Annotated in this window: 16 protein-coding genes; 5 read left to right on the top strand and 11 right to left on the bottom strand. The window is 61.0% G+C overall.

From position 1 onward, the window contains the following. Positions 1-54: 54 nt before the first annotated feature. The gene (locus tag KIH45_RS13050) at positions 55-1,827 is read right to left on the bottom strand and encodes a glycoside hydrolase family protein (protein WP_213176451.1); all 1,773 of its coding nucleotides are present in this window, start codon (positions 1,825-1,827) and stop codon (positions 55-57) included. Between the two features lie 227 nt (positions 1,828-2,054). On the opposite strand from KIH45_RS13050, the gene KIH45_RS19535 reads away from it, so the two are divergent. Together KIH45_RS19535 and KIH45_RS13040 are read left to right on the top strand one after the other, a co-directional pair. Next, entirely contained in the window at positions 2,055-2,381 is a 327-nt protein-coding gene (locus KIH45_RS19535; RefSeq protein ID WP_213176450.1) for a zinc-ribbon domain-containing protein, read from the top strand. 240 nt (positions 2,382-2,621) lie between these two features. Further along, the gene (locus KIH45_RS13040) at positions 2,622-2,807 is read left to right on the top strand and encodes a hypothetical protein (protein ID WP_213176449.1); all 186 of its coding nucleotides are present in this window, start codon (positions 2,622-2,624) and stop codon (positions 2,805-2,807) included. Positions 2,808-2,831: 24 nt separating this feature from the next. Here KIH45_RS13040 and KIH45_RS13035 read toward each other — a convergent pair whose 3' ends face one another. The 5 genes from KIH45_RS13035 to KIH45_RS13015 are packed head-to-tail and all read right to left on the bottom strand — an operon-like array spanning position 2,832 to position 9,931. Further along, positions 2,832-4,283 (bottom strand): glycoside hydrolase, encoded by a 1,452-nt coding sequence (locus KIH45_RS13035; RefSeq protein ID WP_213176448.1) that lies wholly within the window; start codon positions 4,281-4,283, stop codon positions 2,832-2,834. 25 nt (positions 4,284-4,308) lie between these two features. Next, on the bottom strand, positions 4,309-5,451 hold the full coding sequence (locus tag KIH45_RS13030; protein WP_420481939.1) for a glycosyltransferase: 1,143 nt from the start codon (positions 5,449-5,451) through the stop codon (positions 4,309-4,311). Beyond that, on the bottom strand, positions 5,448-7,562 hold the full coding sequence (locus tag KIH45_RS13025) for a GumC family protein (RefSeq protein ID WP_213176447.1): 2,115 nt from the start codon (positions 7,560-7,562) through the stop codon (positions 5,448-5,450). Before KIH45_RS13025 ends, KIH45_RS13030 begins: the two co-directional genes overlap by 4 nt. Positions 7,563-7,601: 39 nt before the next feature. After that, positions 7,602-9,125: an outer membrane beta-barrel protein gene (locus KIH45_RS13020; RefSeq protein ID WP_213176446.1), complete on the bottom strand. Its 1,524-nt coding sequence runs from the start codon at positions 9,123-9,125 to the stop codon at positions 7,602-7,604. Further along, entirely contained in the window at positions 9,125-9,931 is an 807-nt protein-coding gene (locus KIH45_RS13015; RefSeq protein WP_225899890.1) for a sugar transferase, read from the bottom strand. The genes KIH45_RS13020 and KIH45_RS13015 overlap by 1 nt, the downstream gene beginning before the upstream one ends. Before the next feature lie 274 nt (positions 9,932-10,205). Here KIH45_RS13015 and KIH45_RS13010 point away from each other — a divergent pair, with 274 nt between their 5' ends. Beyond that, a complete protein-coding gene (locus KIH45_RS13010; protein WP_225899889.1) occupies positions 10,206-10,823 on the top strand; it encodes a polysaccharide biosynthesis/export family protein in 618 nt (205 codons plus the stop codon). Between the two features lie 205 nt (positions 10,824-11,028). Next, positions 11,029-11,736 (top strand): LuxR C-terminal-related transcriptional regulator, encoded by a 708-nt coding sequence (locus KIH45_RS13005; protein ID WP_213176445.1) that lies wholly within the window; start codon positions 11,029-11,031, stop codon positions 11,734-11,736. 99 nt (positions 11,737-11,835) lie between these two features. Here the strand turns inward: KIH45_RS13005 and KIH45_RS13000 are convergent, their stop codons facing one another. The 5 genes from KIH45_RS13000 to KIH45_RS12980 form a co-directional block, all read right to left on the bottom strand. Next, the gene (locus tag KIH45_RS13000) at positions 11,836-12,402 is read right to left on the bottom strand and encodes a carboxymuconolactone decarboxylase family protein (protein ID WP_213176444.1); all 567 of its coding nucleotides are present in this window, start codon (positions 12,400-12,402) and stop codon (positions 11,836-11,838) included. A 163-nt stretch (positions 12,403-12,565) separates the two neighbouring features. Then, a complete protein-coding gene (locus KIH45_RS12995) occupies positions 12,566-12,928 on the bottom strand; it encodes a hypothetical protein (RefSeq protein ID WP_213176443.1) in 363 nt (120 codons plus the stop codon). Beyond that, positions 12,921-13,124 (bottom strand): hypothetical protein, encoded by a 204-nt coding sequence (locus tag KIH45_RS12990; RefSeq protein WP_213176442.1) that lies wholly within the window; start codon positions 13,122-13,124, stop codon positions 12,921-12,923. Before KIH45_RS12990 ends, KIH45_RS12995 begins: the two co-directional genes overlap by 8 nt. 62 nt (positions 13,125-13,186) lie before the next feature. Beyond that, complete coding sequence (locus KIH45_RS12985; protein WP_213176441.1) at positions 13,187-13,795, bottom strand: outer membrane protein; 609 nt, start codon at positions 13,793-13,795, stop codon at positions 13,187-13,189. A gap of 113 nt (positions 13,796-13,908) precedes the next feature. Beyond that, on the bottom strand, positions 13,909-14,808 hold the full coding sequence (locus KIH45_RS12980) for a LysR family transcriptional regulator (protein WP_337925486.1): 900 nt from the start codon (positions 14,806-14,808) through the stop codon (positions 13,909-13,911). Positions 14,809-14,969: 161 nt separating this feature from the next. Between KIH45_RS12980 and KIH45_RS12975 the strand changes: the two genes are divergently transcribed. Further along, complete coding sequence (locus tag KIH45_RS12975; protein WP_213176440.1) at positions 14,970-15,593, top strand: glutathione S-transferase family protein; 624 nt, start codon at positions 14,970-14,972, stop codon at positions 15,591-15,593. The last annotated feature ends 2 nt before the right edge of the window (positions 15,594-15,595 follow it).

Genomic DNA, 15,595 nt, shown 5'->3' with positions numbered 1-15,595 from the left:
GCAGTCTATATTGTATCACCGAGGCCAAGGCACGCGGCCCGTTTGCCGCGCTGATCAAGGGCAGGCGACGGAGCCGGCTTGTCCTTGCAGGTAGATGCGCCCGCGGAAGCTGAAGTCATCGCCGCCATAAGTCTGGTTGGGGCCGACGATGAATTCGACGCGGTCGCCTTCGCTCAAGGAAAGATCGGTGCGCAGGGTTCTCTCACCGCTGGACACGATTTCGGATGTGCTGACACTGCCGTTGCGTGAAATTGACACGTCGATGCCATCACCATTGGACGACTTTGCAAAGCAGCTCATCGCCGTGACCTGCATCGCCTTGGGCGCGGTATAGCGCCAAACGACGCGCATCGGATCGGCCCCGGTACGGGCCGGAACACCCCCGGTTGCTTTCAGTGCAAGGGTTCCGTCCCAATCGCTCATGAACAGGCTGTCGTACCAGCGCGACCGGTATCCCAGTTCATCGTAAGCGCCGTCCGCATTGCGCGCGAAATACTGCCACGCATCCCGGCCGTATTGCATCACCGTATCCGCAACCATTCCGCTTGATCCCGTGCGGATCGCGATATCGCCCATGATCACGACCGGACGGGGCGAAATCTCTACGCTGGTGCTGCTGGACAGCGCCTGTCCCTTGTAGTCGTAGACCGCGGTCGCGCCGGAGACGGAAAGCGTCTGCGGCGCGCCCCAGACGACGGTTGCGTCCGTGCCGAACCGGTATGCAAAGACCATGTCGTCGCCGACGTCGACCTGTTCTGCGCGCCCGCGCGTGAGGAGAGAGCGTTGCGCAAAGTCGATCGTATGGGCTATCGGACGCTTGGTCCCGCCACTGTATAGGCCGAAGTTGGGATACCACTGTTCTTCCAGCAGGGCGTACCAGACCGCGACGTCGACATCGGCTGCGGACATGAGAGTGACCGACTTCAGCGTCTGTGCTGCCGCTTCTGCGAAGTCGGGTGTGTCATGACCGAATTCGGTCGCCCAGATTTCGGCGTCGCTGCCGTAGCTTTCGATAGTGCTGCGCAGCTTCGCCAGTTCGAGCGGCAGGCCATCTGCGTGCCGCGAATAGGGATGAACCGCAACGCCATCGACGTATTTCAGCATTCCGGCATCGAAAAGGTTTTTCTGGAACCCTGTGCCGATCATGTTGGTCGACCCGCCAAGGAGCGCGATACCGGGGTGTGATGGTTTCACCGCATCGTGGACCGCCTTCATCAAGGCGACTACGGTTTCGTCCGGGTCGTAACCGGACGGGAATGAAAGCTGATTGCCGCCGTTGATCTCGTTGCCGATCTCGAAAGCGACGATGCAATCGCCCCAACGGTCGGCGACCGCTTTCACGTACTTCGCAAACGCACTCTGCGCTTCGGGAGTGTAGGCGAACGATCCCCCGTCATACGCGTCGTGCGTGGGAATCTGGGTCAGGATCAGTTGGAAACCGCGATCGCAGGTACTGTCGAGTTTCTGTGCGGTCGCATCGGTAAAGGCGATGGCGCCCTTGGTTTCTTCTCCAAAGGACCACGGCATTTCGTCCCTTAGAAGACGCGTGCCGATGTCATCCGACTTGTCGAGTGAATCGAGCCCCCAACCCTGGCTGAAGTGCGTCTGGACACCCAGAACCATCTGGCCCGTCGCCGTCTGGGCGGGGGCGGTGCTGGCAGGCGGTGTCGGGGTGGGCGAAGGCGTCGGCGTCGGGGACGGGGTCGGCGTAGCGCCGATCTGCACGGGCTCGTTCGTGGATCCGGCGGAATCTCCGCCACCACAAGCGGCCAAGGCCATGAGCGTGCACAACATCAACGCCGAGTTTGCCACAGGGCGAGCCATCATTCCAAGTGTCCCGTCTTTGTCCGACCCACGGGCCACTGCGACACAAGGTGCTTTCTTTCGGGTTAACGGGATGGCCGTGCCGCGACTGTAAAGGGCAGGGCGACGGTCCGTTGCGATGAACCGCGCAAATTCGCGGAGGGCGGGCCAAAGAGTCCGTGCGCCGCCCCATTTGGACACACGCCTTGTTTTCAGCTTGCGGCGCGGAATTGTGGCCCTAATAAGGCCGCATGCGCGTCGATTGCCCGCAATGCAGTGTCGAATATCGGGTCCCCGATGAGCATATTCGGCAACCGGGCCGATGGTTGCGCTGTGGGCGCTGTGACTGTTCGTGGTTCGAATTTCCGCCCGAGCGGCTTGAGGGACCAGCAGATGCCGATGCATCCCCGGCCACGGCGCTTGTCCCGGTGCAGCCGGAACAGCCAAGCGGGCATGTGCCAGCGCCAAGACCGGCTGCGAACATCGCGATCGATATTCTCGATGCTTCTTTCGCAACGATCGGGAAGAACAAGTCTTCGCCGAAATGGTTCGGCAGGTTGCGACGGCGCGGGCGATAATTCGGGGAAAAATCCCCGAAACCGGCCAGCGATCATCCAAGCGGGTTAGTGGTGCGCTTTATTGGCAGCCCCCGGCACGGCGGGATTAGCCGCCTTCCATTACCGTGATGGCGCGATCAGGGTGGGAACAGCCTATTCACCCCCTCGATCCCCCATGGGGCCCGGAGCGCGAACTTGCCACTCGATAAAGTCTCTGGCCCGCCCGACCTGCCATCTTCGGATGCATCGTTGCGGGCGTTCATGAACACGTCGCAAAGCTTCATCGACAGCTATACGACGCTGACGTTGCATGGTTTCAAGCCGGAAGACGTCGCGCGTTCGATGCTGGCCGCCGCGATCAATTTCTACCAGATCTTCGACATCCACCATGCACTGCCGGAAACCTTGCGGTTGCTGGCAGACAGCCTTGAAGACAGTCATAACTGACGGGTGAGGAAGCCTTGGAGTGCGTCAGGACGTTGTAGGGGATACGTCCTGACGCACCTGCCGCCGCGAGCTCGCCAGCGACAGTTGAAAATGCGGGCGCAGTGCAAGCGAAGCGCCGGCCAGCAAACCGAACATGAAATCCGGCACCGGCGAAGGCGCCGTGAAGAGGCCCGGAATGAGCGAGAGGATCGCAGCCGTTCCGCAGGCACCAGACAGGCTTGCCGACAGATCGGATGAATTGCCCCAGGTCGATGCCCGCGCAGGCCGAAATACCCAAAGCACATAGGCGCCGATTGACAGGATTCCGACAACACCCATCGAACCGAGAATGGCGGTGAGCAGGCTGGAAGACCGGAAGCTGCCCGGCCCGATGCCCAAGCCGCCCGAAGCGAGCATCGCATCGAGCCCCTGGGCCATCCAGAACCAGCGCTGCTTGCCCGACACCGTTTCGGCCTTCGCAAAGATCATCTGGTCGATCACCCGGCCAGCGGTATCGACATAAGCCGGTAGCGCGACCAGCGCCGCTGCGACGGCAATAACGCCGATGATGACCGCGATGCCGGCCTCGTTCACGCGTCGGTGGTTGGCAAGGCGCCAGAAAACGGCGAGGCGGCACAGGAAGAAGACGCCATAGCCGGCAAGCCCCAGATATCCGGTCGATGCCGTGCTGAAAAGCAGGGCCAGCATAAGCACGATTGCCGCAATCCCGGTGCGTTTGGGTAGGACCGAACGATACCAGCACTCGGCCATGAAAACGAACAGTCCGAAGCCGAACGCGGCATAGGCCGAAGGTTCGGGGAACAGCCCGTTCATGCGGGCCACGCCGCTGACGCTCTGGCTCAATTGCTGGTATGAACCGTTACGCAGGCTTTCGAATACCAGATCGACAGCCGTGCCGCGTGTCACGACTTCGATGATGCCAGTAAGGGCATGAAGCCAGGCTACGACGACGCCCCCTTTCACAAGCGCTTCTGCGCCGCCGCGCTTACGGCAAAGGACTGTCATGGCGACGGCAAGCACGGCGACCCCGATCAGGTAGACCGAGGTGGTGATGTTCTGTGAACTCGGCCTCAGCGGCTCTGTATAGTAGATCATCTTCGACACCTCGTTCCGCAAAGGCGTCACGTCGATGGTGCCGTGAAAAAGGCGCGGACCGATGAAGGCCATGAAGACGCCGTAGGCGACGAAGATGCAAAGAAACACGTTTTCACGCAAAGCCGCCATGACTAGCGGGGCGTTGCCCGACCCCGGAATGGCGAGACGCGCGATCACGAATACCAGCGCGAACTGCACCGGCGGAATGGACGATCCGCCAAGCGCGGGCAACTGGATCGCTGCCGACCCGCCGAAAAGGGCCGAGACGAGCAGGAACCAGACGCACTGCCGACTGGTGCCGCCGATAATCAGGAGGGTGCCGAAGAGCAGCTGGATCAAGCCTATGTAGGTCGGGATCATGGTCTTGCTGCTCTTCGGCACAGGCAAGGATAGACAGTCTGGCTGGTCATGCCGAAATGAGGTCCATCAGCTTGCGGTCGAAATGTTCTGGCGCGAACTTGCGCGCGTGTTGCATCGCGTCGCCCGGCGCAAAGTCCCGCAGGAACGTTTCCATGCGAGCCACCCCGTCGATCAGGGATTCGGCATCCTGCCGGTTGAAGAACAGTCCCGAGACACCTTCGTTCACGCTGTCCAGCGCTCCGCCGCGGCCATAGGCAAGGACCGGCCGTCCCGAAGCCATCGCTTCTACCGGAACGATCCCGAAGTCCTCTTCGGCCGTGAAAACAAGGGCCTTTGCGGTCGAGTAAGCCCGCCGCAACTCGTCGAAATTCATGCGCTCTACGAAGCGGATGTTGCCCTTTGCCCGTGCCCTCAGGCTCTTCAGCATGCTTCCGCTTCCCACCATGGTCAGCGGCAGGCCAAGGGCATTGAACGCATCCACGGCAAGATCAGGGCGCTTGTAGGGAACCATCTGGCCGACCCACAGATAGGCATCCGAAATGTCATCGGACTTCGAGAACAGGTCTGTTTCCACCGGCGGATGGATCACGTCTGCTTCGCGGCGCCAGAACTTGCGGATACGGCTCTGGATGAAGTGCGAATTTGCCGCGATGCGGTCTACCCGCGCGCTTGAACTGACGTCCCATTCACGGAGGCGATTGTACATGACGGGCATGGCCATCCGGGCCAGCGGGTTCGCCTCTTCCCGATAGTGGTGATAGTGGTCCCAAAGGTACCGCATCGGTGAATGGCAATAGCAGGCGTGCGTGGAGCCAGGGTCGGTGATGACCCCCTTGGCCGGTCCGGATTCGCTGCTGATCACGATGTCGTATCCGCGCAAGTCCAGTTGTTCGAGTGCCATCGGCATGAGTGGCAGATAGTATTGATAGAACCGCCGCGATCCGGGCAGCCGGTCAATGAAGCTGGTCGTCACTTTCCGGCTACGGATTTTTTCCGAAACGGCGGCAGGATCGTAGACATTGGTGAAGATGTCGGCCTGCGGAAACAGGTCCAGCATCCGTTCGATCACACGCTCACCGCCGCGCATCGACACGAGCCAGTAGTGCACGATCGCGACGCGCGGCTGCGAAAAGGCGGCTGGCCGCGCTGCCGCGGCATCGGCCACGATCTGCGGCGAGAACGAATTCAAGCGTAATATTCCTTGTACTGCTCGAAGTAGTAGTACGGATCCTCGCGGCCGAACCGGCCCTTGCGCTTCATGTCGACCTGCGTGATCGCGATGCCGGCAACGCTTATCCAGCTGCCGCTCATCAACCGCATGGCCGCTTGCAGGGCATCGACCGGGGTCTTGCCGAAACGGGCCAGCATGATCGTCGTGTCTGCCTTGGCGGCGACCGACCGGGCCGATGCGATCGGCAGGACCGGCGGCAGGTCAAGCACGATGTTGTCGAACCGGCTGCGCAGGCCTTCCAGCAAGGCGGTGAAGGCATCGCCGCTGATCAGGCTTTCGATATTCTCGCTGTCGCTGGTGATCGGCAGGATGGCGAAATTCTCGCCATCCCAAAGCAGCGCGTCCTCGATCGGGGCTTGCCCTTCTAGGACTTCGCAAAGGCCGGGTCGGTCCGCGATGTTCATAAGCTGTGACACGCCGCGGCGGGCATAGTCGCAATCGATCAGCAGGGTGTGGCGGTGGCCCGTCGACAGGACCTGGGCAAGGCTGGTGGACGTGACCGACTTGCCTTCCTGGGGAAGGGGGGACGTGATCGCGATGACCTTGGTGGGGCCGTCGGCGTTAAGCTCTACCGAGGTGACGAGTGACCGGAAGGCCTCGACGAACGGGGATCGCGGCTCTTCGAAGACATAACGAACGCCGCTGCCCTTGTGCTCCAGCTTGGGGATAGAGGCGAGGTACCGCTGACCAGTGGCGTGTTCGACCTGGCGCGGTGTCGCGATCGTACGGTCAACCGAGTCGGTGATGAAACCGGCAAGCAGGCCAAGGCCAAGCCCTGCGAACGTCGCAAGCAGGAGATTGATCACGATATTGGGTGAGCTGGGCTTGGATGGCAGCGCCGACAGGGTCAGAATGCGGGCATTCGGACGCTCGGTCCCTTCGCCAGCCACCAGTTGCTGGTACGAGGCAAGATAGGCCTCGTAGAGCCCCTGCGAAACCTGAGCGTTGCGTTGCAATTCATCGAGACCGGCCAGAGCCCCGTTCGAGACCGCAAGGTTCGAACGCGCCCGCGAAAGGCTGCCCGAGAGCGACGAGAGCCGCTGCTGCGAGACTGCCGCCTTCGCCTCGAGGTTCGAGATGACACGGCCGATTTCCGCCTGGATGCGCTGCCGCACTTCGGCAAGCTGGTCCTGCGCGGCGATCAGCGCGGGGTGGTTGGGGCCGTATCGCGAAGACAGGTCGGCGACTTGCGCCGCGATCGTCGATTCCTGCGCGCGAAGGTCCGAAACCACGTTCGAGCCAAGGGCCTCGCCGACGTCGTCGCCGCTCGAACCGGAACGAAGCTGTCGCCGTGCGGTGGACAGGCGTGCCTGGTCCTCGGCCGCGGCGGCCCGGGCCGAGGTCACAGCCTGGTTGTAGCTGGAAATTTCCTGTTCGGTCAGCGACGCGCCCGAAGTGCTCAGCAGGTCGTTGCGGATGCGATAATTCTGCAAGGCGACCGTGTCGGCCTGCGCCTGAGAGCGAAGTTCCTCCAGCCTCTCGCGGATCGCTCCGATCGATTCCTCGGTGCGCTCCTTCGTGGAAAGCAATTCCCACTGCACGAACTGGCGCGCAAATTCGTTGGCGCGATCGGCAGCTTCCTGCGGACTGTCGCCTTCGTAGGCGATCGTGATGGCATAGCTTTCGCCGCTTCGCGTGGCCGAAACCCGATCGATGAGAGCATCGATCACATCCTCGCGCTCATTCGGGCTCTGGCCGTTGAGCAGGCCCGCTGCTGCCGCGACGCGCGTGGCCATCTCGCGGGATTCGATGATCTCGATTTGCGTGTCGACAAGTGCGCTGTTCGGCAACTGGTCCGGATTGCTCGCCGCTGCGCCAGGGCTTTCGGGCGACGGCGATTCAAGGCTGACGACCGAGCGCGCCGTGTAAGAGGGAGGCATGATCAAGGTGATGACAATGCCGAGCGCCAGAACGGCCGCGAAAACGGCTGCGATCAGCTTGAAACGGCGCCTGATGAAGGAAAGGCTTTCCGAAAAATCGATCGCGTCGGCTTCACCGATGGAGCGACTTCCGATCTCGGCGAGAGACCCATGGGATGCGCCGTGTACGACGAGACGGGTGCCGTGCATGTCACTCACCTTCTGATGGACCTGATGAAATTGGATAGGTCATATGACGACTGCCAAACCGATGCGGACCGTCGCGCCATCGTATGCGCGACCCCCACCGGTCTCGGTTTGCTTGCGATATCCGGCCCCGCCGGTAAGCCTCAGCATCCGTGCGAGCCGGACGCTCAACGATCCGTCGATGGCGTATCGGGTCTCGCGGACAGGGCTGTCCTGATAGTTCCATCGTGCGACATCGGCGGAAAGCGATGCGATCATGCGCGATCCCAGGCTTTGGCGCGCTTCAAGCTGAAAACGACTTTGCACCACGGCCGGAATGCCAACGGACGGCGACCTTTCGATGGTCCGGCGGCCCACGGCAGCGACCTGCAGGCGCGGGGTGGGGCTCCAGCGACCAAGTACCCTGAAGTCCAGTCCGTTGAACGAACGGATCGTCGGATCGTCATAGCTGCGATGGACATAACCGGCGGCAACTTCCGCCTCGATCAGGTCGGACACATCGAAGCGCGCACCGGCGAGCAGCGAGTAACCGTCGGAATCGCGGTCCCTGACCGGATTCACGTCATAGCTTGTCGCTTGGTACGAAGCCTCGCCAAATGCCCGGACGCCGGGAGACAACCGGACGCTGCCATCCACGAACGCACGCTTGTCCGTTACGTCACGGAAGGACAGGTCAGCGTCCACGCCGCCGATCGACACGTCGGAATAGCTGCGATGGCTTATCTGGGCCCCGGCACCGAGTTCGAGGACACCGCCGTAACGCCCCACGCTCAGGCCGCCTGACGCCAGCGTGTATTCGATCGGGCTGTCGCTCAACGGATTGTCGCCGAATTCGCCGCGGCTTTCCACGCGCCGTGCAATCTCGGCCGTCCCGCGAACGACCATGCGTTCTGCCAGATCGAGCCGGGTCCTTGCGCGAAGTCCGTACTGCTCGCTGTTTTCCGAAGACTCTTCGAAATAACGGCGTATCTCGCCGCTCGCAGTGACATCGATCTCATGCCGGGCAAGGTTGGGGCGGTAGCTTACGCTCGGGCGCACTGACACGAAGGTGTCCGCGATCTTGTTCGTGTCGCGATCATAGATGTTGCTATCGCGAGCGAGGTCGAAATCGATCCGCGGGTAGAAGGCCTGGGGGCCGGACTGCAGCCCCTGAGGGGTCTGGTCGATCAGGAGGTCTTCCGGGTTCTGTATGCCGAACGACTGGGCAAAAGCCGTCCCCGGCACAGTCATCGCCAGCGATGCGGCAGCGGCCAGGCACATCGTCTTGACGGGCCCGCCGATTGCCCTGCTGCGCGGTTTACCAGTTGTTAACGATAAGTGGGGATAAGCTAGGTCCTCACGGATTGAGAGCTTTTCCGTTTTGCTATTATGCGCACACTCATCCAAAAGAGGTAGATGGAGGGGTACGATGGAACTTGCCTTGTCGTCTGGCATAACAAAATCTGCGGAGAGCATCTTGGGTAAGCCGACGCGGCCGCAGCGTTCTTTCGGGCGCGGACTGCTGTTTGCAGCACCTGTTGCCATTGCCGCATGGGCGCTGCTTTTCTGGCTTCTGTAACCTTTCATCAGACCGCCCCCCTGCGGAAAAGTACGGCCGGAACGGTCGCCGCCAGTATCCTCAAATCCATCCCTACGCTGCGCGAACAGGCGTAATATCGATCGGTGGCAACGCGCCGCCGGTATGTGGTCCCGCTTCTGCCGGTGACCTGCCAAAGCCCGGTGAGTCCGGGCTTCGTCGCATGATAATGAACGATGAAACGGCCATAGCGCGCGACCTCGTCACGCACGATCGGACGCGGGCCGACAAGGCTCATGTCACCGCGTATAACGTTGAAAAGTTGCGGTAATTCATCAAGGCTGGTCGCGCGCAGGAAGGCGCCTAGTGGCGTGATGCGCGGATCTTTTGTCAGCTTCTGGTTGAGCTTCCACTCGGCAGCGGCCTTTGCATCGGTGTCGAGCAGGATGCTGAGCACTTCGGCGCTGTCGCAGCGCATCGAACGAAATTTCAGGCAGTCAAATTCCGAACCGTCGCGCCCGATCCGTGCCTGCCGGTAAAGGGCCGGGCCGGGATCGAAAACGCGGATTGCGGCAGCGACCATGATCATGACCGGCATCAGGAAAACGAGGAGAAGAACGGCGCCGGCGACGTCGATGCAGCGTGTGGTCCAGGCCTGCGGCCGGGCCAGCAAGATGACGCTCTGTGCAGTCGGGATGCCGCTAGCGGCTGCGGTTGATATCGCGGCCGACGCGCTGAGCGGGGCGACGCCAACGCCTTTATCGCCGTCTTTCTGACGGACACCGTTCGGCGCGCTGCTGCCCGGATACGGCCGGTTGGCGGCGCTGTCCGGCCAGGCCAGATCAGGACGTTTCAATTGGTCGTTGTTGGTGGCTAGCAAAACTCGCACTCGACATTGTTCGTGACTGCAAGGGGCATGTCCTGATGGGCACGGCCTCTCGACGTTGGCGATATTGTCAGGCTGTCAGAGGGTTTTAGGCAAACGGGCATAAGGTCTAGAGCACCTACCCGCAGGGGCTAATCTTTCTGTTCCCTTGGTCCCCTTGTGGGGCGCGCCTTACAATCCTCGGCAATATTGACGTGCGCGAACCAGACTGTCCGCGCGTCCATCGCTTACGAGGAGCTCTGAAATGGCTATCGACAAAATGAACGCAGCAAAAATGTCGTCGATGCGGATCCGCCCCGCACTTGTGCTGGGGCTAGCGTCGGCCCTTGGCCTTGCCGGTTGCGCGTCTAGCGATTACGGCACCGTTTCTGCATCGTCGGCCAACAGCGCGGTCGAACGTGGGTATGCGCTGGCCGCGGGTGAAACGGTGAAAGTCGGCGTATTCAACGAACCTACCCTGACGGGCGAGTTCATGATCGGGCCGGACGGCAATCTGGCGCTTCCCCTTATTGGCACTGTCGAAGCGGCTGGCCACACATCAAGCTCGCTCGCAACGCTGATCAGCACTCGGCTGAGCGAAGGCGGCTATGTCCTCGATCCGAAGGTCAACGTCGAAACGCTCGCCTATCGTCCGGTCTATGTTCTTGGGGAAGTCCAGAAGCCTGGGGAATACGCCTACTCGACCGACATGACGCTGTTTCAGGCCATCGCAAAGGCAGGCGGATACACACCCCGCGCGGCCAAAAATTACGTGGTTCTGCAAAGGCCGACATGGGATTCGCCGAAGCGCGTGGACCTCAAGGAAAGCGTGCTTCAGATCGCCCCTGGCGATACGATCATGGTGTCGGAGTCGTTTTTCTGAGGGCTCAAAATCTGTCCCAGAATGGAACAGAAACGCAGGTATAACAATTATTAACGGAAATTTACCTTTTTTTTACCAAGATTCTTGGCACTCTATCGCAGTCGCACAAAAATCGGTGAGTCGGGGTGTTTGTTAGGTCTGCGCACACCGATGGTGTGTCGCGACCCTCACCTATTGCTGTGCCTGTTCATGAGTGGGGTAAGACATGCGCAGTTCCGTTACACTGATATGCCAGAACGCGATCGCTCGCGAAGGCCTCGTCCGAATACTTTCGGCCGAAGACTTCACCTCGGTAGAAGCGGCTTGTGAATACGATGCGGTAAATTGGCCCGCATCGGATGAGACCGGCCTTGTCGTCATCGACGTTCCCGAGCACGACAAGCGTGACGAGATCCTCGACAGTATCGCATCGGGCCGCCCGTCGGCGCGACCGGTGATCCTGGCCGACTCGCTCGAACTGGGCGCGATGCTTTCCTGTTTTCGCAAGGGCGCGCACGGGTACATTATCAAGGACCTCGACTGCGATGGCCTTCTGGCTTCGTTGAGGCTGATTGCGGCTGGTCAGAAGATTGTGCCGCCGTCGATCATCGAAGAGTTCGAGAACCAGGTGCCTTCGTTCGAAGGGCACGACGCGTCCGAGGAATCGTTGAGCCGCGCAAACCTTTCCAACCGTGAAACGGATGTGCTGTGCTGCCTGATGGCCGGTCTGTCCAACAAGCTGATCGCGCGGAAACTGGATGTCAGCGAAGCGACGATCAAGGTTCACGTGAAGGCGATCCTTCGCAAGATCAAGGTCGGCAACAGGACGCAGGCAGCCATCTGGGCAACGTCGAAGGGCTCGGCACTTACGTCGACGCACAACTGGGCCCGGCGTCAGGCCGACGTCGCGGCCGAAGCGGTCGGCTCTGCCTGAGCTTGGATTGTAAGCAGGTGGGAAACGAAAAAAGCCCCTTCGGCGAGAGTCGAAGGGGCTTTTCTTTGTGCGCATGAGATGGCGCGCAGGACCTTCCGATCAGGCGGCTTCTGCAACGGCGGCCGACCAGGCGGCGGGGGCAAAGGCCCGGTCCAGTTCCGTGACGGCCACATGGTTCGTGTAGTTCGACATCACCTTGAGCGCCGTGCCGAGAATGACTTCGAGAATGGCCTGCTCTGAATAGCCTGCGCCGACGAAGGCCTGTACGTCGTAGTCCGTGGGCCAGCCGCGGGTCTCGTTGATGACCGCAGCGAATTCGCGCAGTGCCTCAAGTTTCCGGTCGGCGATCGGGGTATTTGTGCGCAGGGCGTTGATAACGTCATCGGGAACACCTTCGGCGCGTGCGATCATCGTATGCGCCGCCATGCAATAAGTGCAGTTGTTGAGGCGATTGTTCGTCATCAACACGATCTGTCGCTCGGTGGCTGTCAGTTCGCTTTTGTCGAAAATTCCGGCGAGCGTGAGGTAACCTTCGAGAAGGGCCGGCGCTTCGGCCATCGTGCCCAAAAGGTTGGGCACGAAGCCGAACTTGCCTTTGGCCAGATCCAGAAGCGGCTTCGCTTTTTCAGGTGCGGTGTCGATTGTGTGGGTTTCGAAATAGGTCATGATTTCCTCCTTGGTCTTGGTTCAACAAGAAAACGCTGCGCCATTTTCAGGGGCTCGATCGGCCAGCATCGGCTGACGGTTGGATGATCGTTCAGCGCAGGGTCTGCGGTCTTGTTCGCGGGTGCCTAGTTTTTGACGCATGGCGCCAAACCGAATGCCCGTCCTATGCGCGGCGCGGGCTGGGTGATGGTTGTTCAAAGGCCGGTTTCAGGCCTTGGCCGGCAGCTTCGGCCATCGCCTCCAGCAGTTCGATATCTGCCCAGGTCCAGCCGACGGAAAGGGCCGCGATCCGGGCTGCGGTAATCGACCCCGTTTCACGAGCCTTAAGCGCACAGGCCAGTTCGATCAGCGCAGAGGTGCGTATGTCGAAACTGCGGTGATCGAGGGCAGCCCGGATTTCCGCTTCGGTCAGGCCCGACCGGCTGGCCTTGTGACGGATTGCGCCGAGCGTTTTCTGACAGCGGCAATCGCTCGACAGGGCGAGCTCCAGCTGGCTGACGATACGGCCTGTGATTGGGCTAGGCATGGCATGGGGGGCAGCGCCGCATCCCGAACAGATTGGGAAACCAGTGCGCCAACCCGTTCAGCATGCCAATCGCAGCCAGATTGAGCATGGCGGTGGTGAGCGATCCGCTGGCCATTGCCGGGTTCACGATGAGTTGAAGTTTCAGCACCGGGGTACGCAGGTCGCGCGGTGGCGCAAAGGCGGATAAGAAGTTCATGCGAATTCTCCGGGCGTCAGGATGCCGTGCCCGGTGGCGGGGCATCGGCATCGCTGCACAATTCAGAAATTGTAGGAAATACCGACGAGCGACTGGTGCCGGTCGTAGCGACCGCCGTTGTCGCCAAGGTCGCTGTAACGATACTCCAGACGCGTAGAGATATCGTCAGTGATCGCGCGCTCGACGCCGCCGCCGACAAGCCAACCGTCCAGATTTTCGGAGCTTCGGCTGATGCCGTTTTCGATCACGACGTCCGTGCGTAGGCGGGTGTTCGTGTAGCCTGCGCGGACGTAGGCGAGGGTCTGGTCGCTGATGACGAGCCCGGCGCGAGCGGTCAGGTCGAAGCTGTAGCGCGGATCGATCATCAAAACGCTGCCGTCAGCCGACCCGCGTACATCGTCATCGAACGCGCCGCTGAAACCGGCTTCGGTGCCGATGACCCACTTGTCCTCTATTTTCCAGTTGTAACCGGCATAGCCGCCCAAGGCGAAACTATCGCGCGAAAGCTCGCCATCAACGGGCGCGTTGCCGCTTGCCTGATCGGCGATTTCGGTACGGCTCCAGCCGCCTTGCACACCGAAATAGGGACCGTCGAAGCTTTCGGCCGAGACAGGCGATGCGGCAAGGCCGATTGCTGCCGTGACGGCTGCGATAAGCAGTTTTGAATTCATTTTTCGTTTCCATTCCAGCCCCGATTGCGGGGACGGCGTGGAGATAGGGCCCGGTATCAGACGTGATAATCAGCGTAAAATGTAAAAGATTGTTTTGAATTATGGAACAATCATCAGTTGATGAAACGGTTCGCGCGGAGCCTTTCAACCGCAAGATCGACGAATGCCCTGACTTTGGCCGATGCATTGCGACCTTCGGGGTGCACGACGTGGACCGGCAAGGATTCCTCCTCGAACTCTTCGAGGACGGTCTTGAGTGCGCCGCTCTCAAGGTCCGGTGCCACCTGATAGGAAAGCACCCTGGTCAGGCCCCAGCCGGCGCAAGTTGCATCGATCGCGCTCTGGTTCGAATTGGAATAGAGGGAAGGTGAAACGCGAACGGTTTCTTTTGTCGCCTGCCCGAACCTCCAGTCGAGCGAGGACCATGCGCTGGATGCGGCGATGATCCTGTGTTCGGTCAGGTCAGACGGTTTTGCCGGTACGCCCGCGCGTTCGAAATAGTCAGGGGAGCCGCAAATCACCCGGCGCACCGATCCGACCCGGATCGCGCTGTAGCTGGAATCCGGCAAGTGCCCGATGCGGATCGCGACATCGATCCCTTCGTCGACAAGGTTGGTGACCCGGTCGAGGAACAGGAGCCGCCCGGTCACTTGCGAATGCAGGTCGAGAAATTCGGTCATGATCGGCAGGATGTATATCTGGCCGAACAGTACGGATGCGGTCACGGTCAGGCTGCCCGTGGGCCTTGCGAAAGAACCGGAAGCCGCAGCCTCCGCCTCCTCGATCGAGGCGAGTATCTCTCTGCAATCCTCGACATATCTGGCGCCGACCTCGGTCAGCTTTACCGAACGGGTCGTGCGCGTCAGCAGGCGGGCGCCGATCAGGTCTTCCAGTGCGACGACGGCGCGGCTGGCTGCGGGGGGACTCATGTTCAGTTGCCGTGCTGCTTCGGCAAAGCTGCCGCTGTCCGCGATCCGCACCAGAACGCGCATTGCATGAAACCTGTCCATCATGTCCCTCCTGCGCCGTCTTAACTTGGTGCGGGATGCATGTGGCTCAATTATTCCGGAAACTGCAACACTGAAATGAATGCTTTGACGGTTCTTCCAGATCGCGACCCGATTTATTTGTGTGACGCCGGAAATCACCGGCAGAAGCCATGAAGGATCAGCCGATGAAGCTCTATCACTTACCCCTTTCAGGTCACGCGCACCGGGCACGCCTGTTTCTGTCACTGATCGGTGTGGAGGCGGAGATCATCGACGTCGACTTCGCCGGTGGTGAGCACAAGCAGCCCGAGTTTCTCGCGCTGAACCGCTTCGGGCAGGTGCCCGTACTTGTCGATGGCGATACGATCATTTCCGATTCCAATGCGATCCTCGTCTATCTGGCGAAAAAGGATGGCCGGACGGACTGGCTGCCCGAAAGTCCGAAGGAAGCTGCCGCCGTTCAGCGCTGGCTGTCGGTTGCGGCTGGTCAGGTCGCTTTCGGTCCGGCTGCGGCCCGCCTGATCACGGTCTTCGGCGCGGATATCAACGCCGACGAAGTCATCGCCCGCGCCCATGCGGTCCTTGCCGTGATCGATGCGGAACTGGGAACGCGCGACTGGATCGCGGAAACCGCCCAACCGACGATCGCCGATGTCGCGCTTTACAGCTATATCTCCAGCGCGCCGGAGGGGAACGTCGACCTGACGGGTTACCCCGCAGTGAACCGGTGGCTTCGCCGTATCGAGGACCTGCCCGGTTTCGTCGCCTTCCCGAAATCGCCCGTAGGCCTGGCGCAGGCGGCCGCCTGAAA

Origin of the sequence: Croceicoccus gelatinilyticus, from assembly GCF_018398395.1 — a bacterium.
Lineage (GTDB): Bacteria > Pseudomonadota > Alphaproteobacteria > Sphingomonadales > Sphingomonadaceae > Croceicoccus > Croceicoccus gelatinilyticus.
The sequence above is the reverse complement of the archived record's forward strand: the minus strand, read 5'-3'. Positions and strand labels throughout refer to the sequence as shown.